Below are 13,159 nucleotides of genomic sequence, written 5' to 3' on the forward strand. Positions count from 1 at the left end.
CATTGCCTGACGGAGTATAGAAGCGCCATGGGGCGGGCGCAACCGCCGCTCAGAAGTCCGTGCCTAGCGTGAGTGAGCCGACCGTATGCGGATGCACGTGGGCCGCGCCGTAGAACTCGGGCGAGCGCCGGATCACGCGCAGCTGCGCGAACCAGGGGCCATGCACGCTGCCCCGCGTGCCGGGGAAATCCAGGCGCAGCCCGGCGCTGACGTCGCCCACCCAGCGGCGCGGCTTGACGCCGGGATCTTCCTTCCAGGGACGGCCTTCGAGGAACAGGTTGTAGGCCATGCCGCGCGCCTCCGCGCCCAGCACAACGCTGCACTCGACCCAGCGCCACCGGCATGCGGTGTCCAGCGGCCCCAGGCGGTTGCCCATGCCCGGCGGCGCCGGCGACACGGGCGGCAGGTTCTTGCCGATCGTCACAGTCACCCCGGCCGCCGCATAGCTCATGATGCTGCCCACCGCGAGCCGCCAGTGGCCGGCCGTATGCAGCCGTACGTCGCCCGCCAGCCGGCCCGAGAGCAGCGGCCAGGCCGAGCGCCGTTCCGCCGAGACCAGTACCGCCAGGGTGTTGCCGACCTGGTTGTCCCAGCCTTGCGGCGTCGGGCGGTCGAAGATGATGTGGAACACTTTCTGCGCCTGCTCGGCGAGCGACAGCCTGCCGCTGACGCCGGCCTGGGCCGCGAAGCTCGTGATCGTCTCGCCATCGGGCGCCAGGAACAGCCACTGGCGCTCGGCGTAGAGCAGGCCGGCCCATGGGCGGTCCTGGGGCTGGCGCGCGGCGATGGTGATGTCGGCGGGGGTGTACATCAGCTGGCCGATGCTGTGCTGGGTGAACAGCAGGCGGGCGTCTGCGCAGCCGAACAGACGGCAAGCCTCATTCGTCCAGCGCCGCACGTGCTCGCCGCGCGTGTCATCAAGGCTGCGTGAAGAGAACTGGACGCCGTTGGTGTAGTAGCGGTCGGTCTTGAACCAGCTGTCGTTTTCCCAGGTAACAAATCGAGCGGGTGATGCGCGCGCCGCAGTCGCCGGCTTTTCCTGCGCGGCGCAAGGCAGGGGGGCCAGGCACAGGGAGAAGGCAAGAACGCGGCCGATGGCGTGCATGGGTCGTCCTTTCTTATTTGAAATATCCTCCAGTTTTGTGCCTGTGTTAAAGCGCCCCTTTGATCTGCGGCAGGGAGGATGTCGATGCGAGGCGTGCCCCATCGTTTTCCAGTTTGCGCGAAGATAGGTCCATGAAACAGCAAGACAGCCAATCAAGCATCCAGCTGCTCTCGCCAGAGGGCGGCAAGCCGGTCAAGATGTGGACGCAGGGCGTCCCGGTCGAGCCGGAAGCGAAGCAGCAGCTGGAAAAACTGGCCCAGCTTCCCTTCGTGTTCCACCATGTCGCCGTGATGCCGGACGTCCACGTCGGCAAGGGCTCGACCATCGGCAGCGTGATCCCGACCCTGGGCGCGGTGATTCCCGCCGCGGTCGGCGTGGACATCGGCTGGTCTTCCGACATCGATTTGAAACCCCAGAGCCGCACCAAGAAGTCAGCCAAAATTCTCAGCTAGATTCAAGCGGCCAGCGCCGTAAGCCATTCTCCTTCCGTCCTCAGTGAACAGATTCTTCCGTTCACATCCCGTGGTCTATAAGTCCCTCTCCGCAGTCACATTCTCGCCTACTACGGCAAAATTACAGACATTCTGGTAATGCTCTGAAAAAATTCCGTTCGTATTCGTAATAACGAGCACCGTGCTGCTCGACATGGTTGAGATTCACGTTATATCTGAAAACTGAAATTAAATTTTCGAAGCTTCACTAATTGACATTGCGTCATTTAACGGTATACAAACAAGGCTTCCCGCGTGGGGCACAGCATAAGTTCGATTTCATAGTATAGCTGCAATTCATAAACTGTCTTACAGCAGCGTTTGACTCATCCGCGCCACTCGACCAAAATATGGTTGGCTTTCCTTTTGCTGTGGGTACGGGTAGCGAAGGATATTTGGATGTGTCTTAAATTGCTTGCTGCAAATTCATGGAAATATATTTCAGCGACTCCAGTTTCGAAGTAGGTAATCAGTCGTATGAAGGGTTCCCAATACTAGTGGACTCGACCGGAAAGATTGTAAATGTTGCGCTAGATTTTTTTGTCGACGAGCTCTTGCGTAAGCGCAGTGTAAAGGACCTGAAGACTTGGAACGCGTATGGGCGCCACCTCTACGATTATTTCGGCTATTTGGAAGCGAAAAAACTCAATTGGGATTACATTCCAGAATCTGGCAGCGGCGATGTTCCGCCGTTAGTTCATTACGTTAGTTGGTGCGATAAGACAATTGGAAATAAGCCAGGATACATCAATGATAAAACTGGTTTGATTCAGCGCTTTTACGTGTGGGCTTTAAAGGTCGGTTTGATACCATCGCTCCCGTTCCGGGAAATAGAGGTAGTTTCCCTCCATCAGGAAGGAATGCTGAGCCATACCTCGAGCCGCAGTCGGAAAGCCAAATCGACTGATTTGCACATACCTGAAGTAGAGAATACATTAGCTGTTCTCTCAAGAAGGCAAATTGAACTTGCGTTACGTCAAACAAGAAATCCGACACATCGAGCGATGTTACATCTTGGCCTCAACGCTGGGCTTCGAGCCGAAGAAATCGTCACTTTTCCAGCAGAATATGTGATGGATTGCGGAAAGCTGTCTGCAAAGGTCAAATCAATTTCCGTTCATCTAAATCCGAACAGCATGGATACCAAGAATGATAAGTCGCGCAAAGTTCGAATATCGGTACTATGTATGAATCAACTATGGCAATACCGAGAAACTGTACGTTCACGATTAGAGCGCACGAGCACCATCAATAGCCCACACCTTTTTCTCACCCGTTATGGGCTGCCATTTGTCGCAGATGGCTTTGATAAGCCTCTAGCGCGGCTCGGTGAGAAAATTGGATTTCACATGTATCCTCACTTGCTGCGGCATACATTTGCGACCCATACGCTGGCTGCCCTTGACGACCTAAAGCGGGCCGGTCGAATCAAAGGGTCTCCACTTCATATTTTGATGGGGCTTTTAGGCCACTCCTCCGTCCTGACAACAATGAAATATGTTCATCAACTCGACTCGATAGACGATGCCTATGGGACGCAGTATCAATCAGAGATAGATGCACTTGCGTTAAGTTATTTAGAGGAAAGGGTTTAAATGGCTAAGAAAAAGGACTTTAACGCTGGCGGCTCAGTTCCAGCGCCAGTCATCCCGATTCATACTGTAGGAGTCGAGGCCCGGTATAGCTCCGTCAGGATTTCTATACTTCTTCCGAACGGACGAGTGACAGTCGCTGATTTTTCATCCTATCTTGGGTTTGGCTTTGACGAGACGGTCTACGCAATCTCAGGTGCCCTAGCGGCGATGGTCACTGCCGGGCGACCTAAGCCGTTGACGCTTGAAACCGTCGTGAGCAGTGGGTTAGCTAATTGGTGGCGTTTTTGCAAGGAGTTGGCTAGCCAAGGAAATCCTCCACTTCTCGTCAATATCAATCTTTCGTTGATGGAGTCCTACATTGGTTGGCTTTCCATGAGAATGAAACCTGATGGGGAACGCTGGTCTCCGAATACGGCGCGGACGGTTTTTAATAAAACCAAGACGGTTTTAAAAGAGCTAATCCGCCGAAAGCTAGTGCTCGAAACGCGGATTTTTCCATCAAATCCGTTTCCTGGTTCTACAGCAACGAGAAACCGGAGAAACTATATAAGGCCGCTTTCAGATGACGAGCGAGAAAGAATTTTGAGGCCTCTCTCGCTTGAAGTCGCTCAAATTTTTGATGGAACACATCCAGGAAGTCTTCGCACGCAATTAGGCTTATGTGCTTTTGCGGTTCTTTTAAAGACAGGTGTTAATCCCACTCCGTTTTTAGAAATTTCGAGGGATTTGTCGCGATGCTTTATAGACCATCCACGCATCAACCGAAAGATACTGGTTATGTTTAAAGGCCGTGCCGGAGTGTATACAACCACGTCGATTCAACCTTCGGAAACCAAAGTGGTTTCTTTGGACGTTTACAAACTGTGTCAGCGAGTTGTTGAGCTGACAGAGGAAGAGGCCTCAGACGCTATCGGTACTGAATTGGAAGGCCGGCTATGGATGTTTCGCAAGCTTGATATGACTCTGCGTACACTAAGCACACAGGAGTTAAGCAGTATCGCAGTTAATTTTGCCGAGAAGTATCAACTCCTACGTGATGATGGAACGCGTCTTAAAATGAGTAGCCAGCTGTTCCGAAACACGAAACACAATCGAATATGGCGAGCATCTAATGGCGATTTGCTCGCAACTTCCAAAAGTGCTTCTAATACGCCAAAGGTAGCGGAAAGGTATTTGACAGTTACGCCCGATATGCATGAGGAGCATAGGCTGGCAGGCGAAGTTTTGGTTGCAACTTTGTCTGACCGTAACAGCTATCAGAGTACCCCGCACTCCGGTTGTAGCGATACGATAAACGGCGAGCTGTCCCCAAAAAATGGGACTCACTGCGTAGATTTTCTATCTTGTTTTCGCTGCAAATCCCAAGTGATTACTCAAGATGACTTATATAAGCTTTATAGCTTCTATTGGGCCGTTTTTGACCAGCGTAGTAATATTGGCGTCGATAATTGGAATAAACTTTTTGCTTGGATTGTTCGGATTATAGATAGGGATGTTGCGCCTAAATTTAATCAGCGGACGGTCGACCTTGAAAAAGCTCGGGCCCGTGTGGAACCTCACCCTATGTGGCGCTCGGCGAACGTGTTATCTGCGTTAAGGTCTGTAGTGTGAGCCAAATTCTGTATAAAAATCACGCTGACCCGTCGGCCCTGCCTAAAGTTGAGCGTGATTCGCTTATTATGACTCAGGTAAGCTCTGGTAGCGAAATTTCTGTGCCGGTATCTTATTATGGTGACATGGTATGGGACTACACACCGCACTTTCCGCATGCTGCTCGGGGCAAGTCTGACAAAGAGATTTATTGGGAAAAGTCCCCGCCGGAATGGGTCGAGTCTTTGAAGAGCGTGGTTTCAGCGTTCACTTATAAAAAGCCTTTGGGTGGTGTTCAGCTGGACCCAGCAACGCTGCCGAAACGCGCTATAACATTAAACGCCTTCGCAAAATGGTGCAGCGCTTCAGGTATCCGGCGATTTAGAGATGTGCGGGCTTTTGACCTTGCTCGTTACCTTCAAAAATTGCGTTCGAAGGGAGTTGTCGACCGGACTTTAGCATCTCACGTTGCCATTCTGCGAAGAGTGTATGACATGAGACGTTTTATCGTTGACAGTTTCACAGATGAGGCTGTTTCTGCATTACGCTCTGAAGAGGTAGGTCCTTTATGGGAGCCGGATGCAGGCGACGACAGGCGTACAGAACTCATTCCACTGCGAGATGCAGCACAGCTGTTCAGCGCAGCATTGGGGCATTTGAACAACGCGGACAACCTCCTTAATCTCCGGGATTACCTCGACGCGGATTGGGCTTTACCGAGCACGTGCATGAGTCGGCGCGCTTGGGGCGATGAGGTAAAGAAGGTAAAGGTTCGAGAGGCCGGTTTTAAAGATGTATATGATTATGAGTCCGCTTTGATAGACATTCGCACGGCGGCTTACATTGTGTTAGCCCAGTCGACGGGATGCCGGGTGCATGAGTTAGGCGACATACGAAGTGGATGTGTGTATTCAGAGGTCGTGAACGGAGTGACCTACTGGTGGCTTAAATCTACAACGCGTAAGGTCGGTGACGGGCCACAACGATGGCTCGCGCCAGAAATTGTCAAAAAGGCCGTTGCAATTCTTGAGCGGTTTTCTCAACCATTGCAGCGGAGGGTCGTGGCGGAGCTTGCAGCAGCTGAAATCGAGTATTGCGCAGCATTGCCGGCTGACGAAGGTAGTCAACTGGCTTTGCGAATCCTGGAACTAAAGAGGAACTCTACACGCCTGTTCTTGAGCGCGTCGTCACGTGGCGTAGTTTCTACTGACACGAAATCTCATAATAAGCAATTACAAGCTTTCGCTCAAAGGCGAGGCATACGCTTAGCATCGAATTTGTCAACACACCGTTTCCGTCGGACGTATGCTGTAATCGTGGTGCATCTCAACAAGGGTCATCGAATCGACCTGGTTACGCTGCAGCATCACTATAAACATGCATCTATGTTAATGACAGAATGGTATGCGAAATTACCCGAAACGGATAAAGAACTTTATGAGCTTATCGAAGAAGAGACTAGTTACTTCGATTTAGCTCTAGTTTCCCATTGGATGGAGAATGCAACTCCATTGGCGGGGGGGCTTGGAAGTCGGATTAAGGCTTATCCTGGCAGGCATCATCAACCGATGTTTTTTAAAAGCCATAAGGATTTCGTTGAAAGTATTCGTGAAGGTCTCAACATCCGAAGTACAGGTCACAGTTGGTGTTTGGGGGAGGCGAAAGACTGTGGTGGGCGTGGGCTATTTGAGGCGCCAAGATGCGACGGTTGCGCGAAAGGCGTAATCGATGACCATTTTACCGATGTTTGGCGGAGCCTTCGGGAGCAGCAGATTGAGCTCATTGAACTAGACGATATCGGGCCGGGAGGCCAGGACAAAGTCAGGAGGAGCCTCGCTGCCGCTGACGCCGTCCTCGCAAAGCTAATCTCGAAAGGGGAGGGAGAAAATGTCTAAATCGCTTGACACAGCTAAGCGAATCTCACTTGCCTTTACAAAGCTGAAAAGGGATTTAGGTCCGCAAGGCAAGGCGCCATCTATCAGTGAGGTGGCAAGATTGGCCGGTGTAAGCCATACCCTGATTCACACAAAATATCCGGAAATTGCAGAGCAAATTCGAGTGGCTAGAGGACGAGGTGCCAAGCAGCGATTAGAGAAGCAACGTGATGACTTGAAGACCACTCTGGACCGTTCTGCTGAGCTACGTAACGACCTGAAGGAAATTAAACGAATTAACGGTAGGTTAGCCAGTGAAAATGCGAGGTTAACGCTGCTTGTCAAGCGACTTGAAAAAGAAGTTGCTGTACTCGAAGCGGGCGTGCGGCCACTGCGCCCAAGGACTTCGCAAGATGGGCCCGGTTCCAATTTATAGCCCCAGTCAAATAACGCAAATGGTTTGGAGTGCATTAGTAAGGACCGCGAGCTAATCCGCATATGGCCGTGGCATGTTGGTTACGCAACGGCATGCTGCTTAGATTCATCGTGGCAAGCACACTCATTGGTTTGAGCAGCACTTAGGTTTTGTAGTATTCCGCACTCCTGGACCGAGTGTGGCTTTTCACATTGGTGGCGTAGCTTGACAAGCTGGTCCTCTAAGCTTCGCAACTTCCTCATCTGAACCTGCACCAGGGCAATGTGATGGTCGAGCAGGTCGTTCACAGCTTGGCAGCCAGTTGTTGGCTGGCCTTGGAGGTCTAGGAGCACGCGAATGTCCGGGATACTCATCTGGAGCGTCCTGCAGTGGCGGATGAACTGTAGACGTTCCAAATGCGCGTTCTGATATTGCCTATAGCCGGCGTTACTGCGCGTTGGCTCCGGGAGCAGCCCAGCCTTTTCGTAGTAGCGTACAGTTTCCACATCGCAGCCGGTGTGTTTGGCCAGTTCACCAATTCGCATAAATTCTCCCAAAAATGCTTGACCCCGTAGTGACTACAGGGTTTCTAATGAAAGCATACCGCAAATTGGAAGTAGCGAAATGACTTCAACGAAGACGAACTCTTGCTGCTCAAGCGCGCCTGCGAGCACGCCACAGGAATCCAGCCGCTGCAATGCAGCAGGTGCCATCACGAGTCACGCTGACCAGGGAATGAGCCAAGGACAAGATGCATCAGGCACGCTCGGTTGCGCGGGGCGCCCTGACCGAGGAAACTGTTCGCTGGAGGCATCCCAAGTTCCCGTGGGCGAAACAATTGAGGTCAGTGCTTCTGAGGTAACGTGCTGCTCAGCAGCTGCATTTGACGCTTCGCAAGCGGTGACCCCGACCGTAATGCCGACCGGGTCAAAAATGGTGCGGTATCACATTTCCAATATGGATTGCCCGACTGAGGAACGTCTCATCCGAAATAAGATTGAGCCGATTGAAGGTATTTCTCGGCTCGAATTTAACCTCATGAGCAGGGTGTTGACTATTCATCATGAGCTAGAGAGCTCTGACCGAATTGCAGCCGCGTTGCGCGACATCGGTATGAAGGCTGAAGTCCTTGACGACGTCGGTACCTCCCGAGGCGCTGTACCGGCGCCTGCCGGCCTTACATCTGGCCAGAAGGTCATGCTAGTGATTTCGGGAGCGACTGCTGCGATAGCGGAGGTGCTTGCATGGACGACGCACACAGACTCGTCTCCGCTGGTAGTGCTTTTTGCGCTTGTCTCGATTGCGACTGGTGGGATACCGACGCTGAGAAAAGGGGTCATCGCACTACGTAATCTGACGCTCGACATCAACTTCCTGATGAGCCTTGCGGTCATCGGCGCGGTCGTAATCGGCCAATGGCCAGAGGCCGCAATGGTTGTCTTCCTTTTCGCTGTGGCAGAACTCATCGAGAGCCTATCGCTCACTAGGGCCAGGAACGCCGTCCACAGTCTGCTCAAGCTGGCACCTGACGTGGCCAACCTTCGGTCGCCTAATGGTGAACTGCGCGAAGTACCGGTTGAAGCGGTACAAGTCGGCGATGTCCTTCTAGTGAAGCCTGGTGACCGCATCCCGCTCGATGGCATTGTCCAGGGCGGCGAGTCTTCGGTAAACCAGGCACCTATTACCGGCGAAAGCGTACCTGTCGACAAAGCGGCCGGTGACCAGGTTTTTGCCGGCACCATCAATGAGCGAGGTGTCCTGGAAGTCAGGGCGACATCGGACAGCCGAAACAGCACCCTTGCCAAAATCGTCCGAGTAATCGAGGAAACGCAGAGCAATCAGGCACCGACCCAGCGTTTTGTCGACGTTTTCGCGCGTTACTACACTCCTGCCGTGGTCCTCCTGGCGTTGTCGGTCGCGCTAGTTCCGCCTCTGGTATTCGGCGGAGAATTTGTCCCATGGCTCTACAAGGCCCTAGTCCTTCTGGTCATCGCCTGTCCTTGTGCCCTGGTCATCTCTACGCCGGTGACCATCGTGAGCGGCCTCACTGCTGCAACAAGGATGGGCATCTTGGTGAAAGGTGGCCAGTTCCTTGAAACCGGCTACAGACTTCGAGCTATGGCTGTAGATAAAACCGGTACGCTAACGACCGGCCGGCCGAAAGTCACCGAAGTAGCTACGATGTCGTCCCTCTCAAGCGAAGACGTTCTGCGTATTGCCGGTAGTCTGGACATGAATTCGTCGCATCCCTTGGCGAGTGCGATTGTCGCTGCCTCCGCGTCAAGTGGCGCACCGATGCCCGTATCGTCCTTTGAATCGCTGCCAGGACGTGGAGTTCGGGGCACCGTCGGCGGAGTGGCATACCACTTGGGTAACCAGCGATTGATAAGGGAACTGGGCCTCATTACTCCCGCGGTAGAACAAGTCCTCGGCAGCCTCGAAGAACAAGGGAAGACGACAGTCATCCTGGCCGACTTCGCGTCAGTTCTAGGGGTGATTGCAGTGGCCGATTCAGTTCGTCCGGAAGCCGCGCTGGCAATTGACCGGTTGAAGCAGATGGGCGTTACCACTGTGATGCTCACCGGCGATAACGAGCGAACAGCACAGCATGTAGCAAAGCTAACTGGGATTGGCACTGTTCTCGCGCAGCTTCTGCCGGAGCGGAAGCTAGAAGAAGTAGCAGAACTTCAAAGGCAATTCGGTATGGTTGGCATGCTTGGTGACGGCATTAACGATGCTCCAGCGTTGGCCAAGGCAGACATCGGGTTTGCTATGGGGGCTGCCGGCAGCGATACCGCCATCGAGACTGCAGACGTTGCGCTCATGAACGACGACCTTACAAAACTTGCTTCGTTTGTTTCCCTCAGCCGCTCGACCCATGCGATTCTGATTCAGAACATAGTCCTTGCTCTCGGCATCAAAGCAGTCTTCTTTGCTCTTGCGCTAGCTGGTTCTGCGACGTTGTGGATGGCCGTGTTCGCTGACGTTGGAGCAAGCTTACTGGTCGTCTTCAACGGACTTCGCCTGCTGAAATCTAGCAAAGCACAGTCATAGAACACGCCCATGTTGTCGGCCTACACTTCGTCGTAACCATACCTATGCTATCGTCCGCACCGTGAAAAGACTTCTCCTCATACTGTTGATGCTCGTACTGCCTGCCCAGTATTCTTGGTCAGCTGCTGCCGCGTATTGCCAGCACGAGACCGGAGCTTCCCTGCATTTCGGGCACCATGCGCACGAGCATGAGGAGAAGTTCGGCGCGGCCGACGACGACGGAGAGATGGAAAAAGCGCACGCAGACTGCGAATACTGCCACCTCTTCTCCCATGCCTTTTTCACCAGTACCCCTGACGAACCTCCGAATCCTGAAGCACGTGGTCATGCAGCACCTGGAGCGCTGAACTACTCGTCACATATCCCAGAAGGCCCCTCAAAGCCCGACTGGCATCTCGTCGCCTAGCAGCGACGAGACTCCCTCAGTTAATCCCTAACCAGGGGTCCCGTCGAATTTCGTCCAAATTTCGGAGAATTCGATGTATCGACCAATTATTCCGCTTCTAGCGGTGGCATTGAGCTGTCCAGCTCTTGCCCAAATAACGGCACGCCCGCCTGCGCAGCTTGGGCATTCGATGCCATCAAATGCTACAAACCAAACGCGTGAAACCTCAGACTCGTTATCTTTACAAGCCGCGCTTCGCTTGGCCATAGAGGCGAACCCTGAACTCCGGGCAGCCGAACATGAGGTCCTGGCCGTAGACGCGGCCACGATGCAGGCTCGGTCATTACCGAACCCGACTCTTGAGATTGGTGTCGAGGACACCAGGCGCGAGACCAGAGAAACTACTGTTCAGCTCAGCCAACCGCTTGAACTAGGCGGCAGACGTTCCAGCCGTGTGAGCGCAGCTGAACGGGCCCAGGACGCGGCACAGGCGGACCTACGCGTCAGGCGAGCCGCGGTTCAGGCTGATGTCATTACGGCATTCATGAACACAGTGGCGGCACAGGAGCGTTTGCGACTTTCCCAGGAATCACAAGACGTCGCCGATAGAGTGACGACTGCGGTCTCCAAACGCGTCCAAGCAGGGAAAGCCTCGCCCGTAGAGGAAACCCGGGCACGTGTCGCGCAGTCGTATGTTCGTCTCGAGGTGTCAAAAGCGCAGAGTGAACTAAGCAACGCTCGGCTTGCCTTGGCCTCTACGTGGAAAAACGTCTCTCCGCAATTCAAGCATGCCGTTGGCACGGTATCCATTCTCCCCGAGCTTCCAAGCTGGGAAGTGCTAGTTGCTAAGTTCTCGTCCTTGCCTGGGGTAGTCCGCGCTCGTGTAGAAGTGGCTCGCCGCGAGGCCCTCGTCGCAGTTGAACAGAGCAGGCGTACTCCCGACGTCGCCATTACGGCCGGCGTAAAGCGGTCGGCTGAGCTGGGCCGAAATCAAGCAGTCTTTGGCCTCTCAGTACCTCTACCTCTATTCGACAGGAACCGTGGAAACGTCCTTGAAGCACTCCGTCGAACAGATGTTGCAAAGGATGAGTTCGAAGCTGCCGAGACCAAGACCTACAACGGCCTTGCCCAGGCGTACGAACGGCTGCGCGTGTCTCGGCATGAGGCTCAGGTACTCGCCTCCGAGATTCTTCCAGGTGCCCAAAGCGCATATGACGCTGCCGTTAAGGGGTTTGAGTTCGGCAAGTTCGCCTATTTCGATGTGCTAGATGCCCAGCGCACGCTTATCCAATCGAAAGCGGATTACCTGCGTGCGTTCTCTGAATCGCATCGTGCCGCCGCGGACATCACACGTATTACCGGCGAAGACATGCCGAGCATCGAACACTAAGAGAAGAAAATGGACAGCAAAATTTCAAAGAAACAGCTGGCGTACGTCGTCGGCATCGTAGCCATAGGCGCCGTCCTGGCGTTCCTCATCCTATTGACCAAGCCACAGGCTCCAGCCGCCGAGACAGGCGAGGCAGAGCATGCTGAGGAACAGGTTGTGAGTAAGGAGGGAGGCGAAGCGGGTGAAGAAGCCCATGAAGCCGAAGAAGCGCATTCTGACAGCGTTAAACTCACCGACGCTCAAATCGCAGCTTCAGGAATCAAGGTGTTAAAGGCAGGGCCAGCTACGATTCGTTCTACGCTTACTCTTCCGGGAGAGATTAAGTTCAACCAGGACAGGACGGCACAGGTTGTCCCACTCCTTGAGGGGACCGTACAGGCTGTACACGCAGACATCGGTCAATCAGTGAAAAAGGGGCAAGTGCTGGCCGTTATCGCAAGCGTGGAACTCTCCGACCTGCGTAGCCAACTGCTCACTGCCGAAAAGCGACTATCGCTAGCCAAAACGACCCTCGCGCGTGAGAAGAAACTGTGGGAAGAGAAAATCTCAGCAGAGCAGGACTACCTCCAGGCCCGCCAGGCGATGCAGGAGGCAGAAATCGACTATCGCAACGCGGAGCAAAAGCTCCGCGCACTTGGCTCCAGCGCCCATTCGAAAGGCGGGTTGAACAGCTACGAGCTCCGGGCCCCCTTCAATGGTGTAGTCGTAGAAAAGGCCGTCTCCTTGGGTCAGTCTGTCAAAGAGGACTCGTCCCTCTTTACCATTGCTGACCTTTCCACCGTCTGGGCGGATGTTGCGGTGCCGGCCGGTGACCTCGGTAACGTGCGTGTTGGGGAGCAGGTCACGGTCAGAGCGAGCGCGCTTGACACTGAAGCCGTCGGGAAGATTGCATACGTCGGCTCGCTGCTCGGTGCTGAAACTCGCACTGCCACCGCCCGCGTTGTCCTCCCCAATCCCGCCCTGTCCTGGCGTCCGGGACTGTTCGTCAACGTCGAGGTACAGCTCCAGTCGAATCAGCAGGAAGCCCCGGTCACGGTTGCAGCGGCCGCGATTCAAACTGTTGAAGAGAAGCCAACGGTATTCGTCCGTATGCCTGGAGGCTTCCGAGCGGAGCACGTGACTCTTGGCCGTAGAGATACTGCGACGGTCGAGGTGACGAAGGGGCTCGCCCCAGGCACCGAGTACGCTGCCGGCAACAGCTTTGTAATCAAAGCGGAGCTGGGTAAATCCAGCGACGAAGATTCTCACTAAGGCGGAGCG

10 protein-coding genes and 1 pseudogene are annotated in these 13,159 nt (G+C 54.2%); 9 read left to right on the forward strand and 2 right to left on the reverse strand.

The window, feature by feature from the left end; all coding sequences use genetic code 11:
* Positions 1–49 precede the first annotated feature (49 nt).
* The gene (locus GV068_RS16415) at positions 50–1,105 is read right to left on the reverse strand and encodes a lipid A deacylase LpxR family protein (RefSeq protein WP_159700033.1); all 1,056 of its coding nucleotides are present in this window, start codon (positions 1,103–1,105) and stop codon (positions 50–52) included.
* Between the two features lie 131 nt (positions 1,106–1,236).
* Between GV068_RS16415 and GV068_RS16420 the strand changes: the two are divergent.
* The 5 genes and pseudogenes from GV068_RS16420 to GV068_RS16440 all read left to right on the forward strand — a co-directional run.
* Positions 1,237–1,491, forward strand: a pseudogene (locus GV068_RS16420) (RtcB family protein); the annotation flags it as partial.
* Between the two features lie 533 nt (positions 1,492–2,024).
* Entirely contained in the window at positions 2,025–3,191 is a 1,167-nt protein-coding gene (locus tag GV068_RS16425; RefSeq protein ID WP_159700036.1) for a tyrosine-type recombinase/integrase, read from the forward strand.
* The gene (locus GV068_RS16430; RefSeq protein WP_159700039.1) at positions 3,192–4,802 is read left to right on the forward strand and encodes a hypothetical protein; all 1,611 of its coding nucleotides are present in this window, start codon (positions 3,192–3,194) and stop codon (positions 4,800–4,802) included.
* Positions 4,799–6,676 (forward strand): hypothetical protein, encoded by a 1,878-nt coding sequence (locus tag GV068_RS16435; RefSeq protein ID WP_159700042.1) that lies wholly within the window; start codon positions 4,799–4,801, stop codon positions 6,674–6,676. Before GV068_RS16430 ends, GV068_RS16435 begins: the two co-directional genes overlap by 4 nt.
* Positions 6,669–7,091 (forward strand): hypothetical protein, encoded by a 423-nt coding sequence (locus tag GV068_RS16440; RefSeq protein ID WP_159700045.1) that lies wholly within the window; start codon positions 6,669–6,671, stop codon positions 7,089–7,091. Before GV068_RS16435 ends, GV068_RS16440 begins: the two co-directional genes overlap by 8 nt.
* A gap of 80 nt (positions 7,092–7,171) precedes the next feature.
* Here the strand turns inward: GV068_RS16440 and cadR are convergent, their stop codons facing one another.
* On the reverse strand, positions 7,172–7,615 hold the full coding sequence (gene cadR, locus GV068_RS16445; protein ID WP_159700048.1) for a Cd(II)/Pb(II)-responsive transcriptional regulator: 444 nt from the start codon (positions 7,613–7,615) through the stop codon (positions 7,172–7,174).
* 190 nt (positions 7,616–7,805) lie between these two features.
* On the opposite strand from cadR, the gene GV068_RS16450 reads away from it, so the two are divergent.
* From GV068_RS16450 to GV068_RS16465, 4 genes are all read left to right on the forward strand, one after another.
* Positions 7,806–10,124, forward strand: coding sequence for a cation-translocating P-type ATPase (locus GV068_RS16450; RefSeq protein ID WP_229464264.1), 2,319 nt, complete (start codon positions 7,806–7,808; stop codon positions 10,122–10,124).
* 88 nt (positions 10,125–10,212) lie between these two features.
* Positions 10,213–10,530, forward strand: a complete 318-nt coding sequence (locus tag GV068_RS16455) for a DUF2946 family protein (protein ID WP_229464266.1) — start codon at positions 10,213–10,215, stop codon at positions 10,528–10,530.
* A gap of 73 nt (positions 10,531–10,603) precedes the next feature.
* Positions 10,604–11,899 (forward strand): TolC family protein, encoded by a 1,296-nt coding sequence (locus GV068_RS16460; RefSeq protein ID WP_159700057.1) that lies wholly within the window; start codon positions 10,604–10,606, stop codon positions 11,897–11,899.
* A gap of 9 nt (positions 11,900–11,908) precedes the next feature.
* Positions 11,909–13,150 carry an efflux RND transporter periplasmic adaptor subunit gene (locus tag GV068_RS16465; RefSeq protein ID WP_159700060.1) on the forward strand — a complete coding sequence of 414 codons (1,242 nt, stop codon included), beginning with the start codon at positions 11,909–11,911 and terminating at the stop codon, positions 13,148–13,150.
* Positions 13,151–13,159 lie beyond the last annotated feature (9 nt).

This window comes from Massilia sp. 9I (assembly GCF_902506415.1).
Lineage (GTDB): Bacteria > Pseudomonadota > Gammaproteobacteria > Burkholderiales > Burkholderiaceae_D > Telluria.

Coding starts and splice junctions, on each gene's coding strand:
- GV068_RS16465 (WP_159700060.1), top strand. CDS start 11,909: ATGGACAGCAAAATTTCAAAGAAACAGCTGGCGTACGTCGTCGGCATC.
- GV068_RS16430 (WP_159700039.1), top strand. CDS start 3,192: ATGGCTAAGAAAAAGGACTTTAACGCTGGCGGCTCAGTTCCAGCGCCA.
- GV068_RS16450 (WP_229464264.1), top strand. CDS start 7,806: ATGAGCCAAGGACAAGATGCATCAGGCACGCTCGGTTGCGCGGGGCGC.
- cadR (WP_159700048.1), bottom strand. CDS start 7,615: ATGCGAATTGGTGAACTGGCCAAACACACCGGCTGCGATGTGGAAACT.
- GV068_RS16460 (WP_159700057.1), top strand. CDS start 10,604: ATGTATCGACCAATTATTCCGCTTCTAGCGGTGGCATTGAGCTGTCCA.
- GV068_RS16440 (WP_159700045.1), top strand. CDS start 6,669: ATGTCTAAATCGCTTGACACAGCTAAGCGAATCTCACTTGCCTTTACA.
- GV068_RS16455 (WP_229464266.1), top strand. CDS start 10,213: ATGCTCGTACTGCCTGCCCAGTATTCTTGGTCAGCTGCTGCCGCGTAT.
- GV068_RS16415 (WP_159700033.1), bottom strand. CDS start 1,105: ATGCACGCCATCGGCCGCGTTCTTGCCTTCTCCCTGTGCCTGGCCCCC.
- GV068_RS16425 (WP_159700036.1), top strand. CDS start 2,025: ATGGAAATATATTTCAGCGACTCCAGTTTCGAAGTAGGTAATCAGTCG.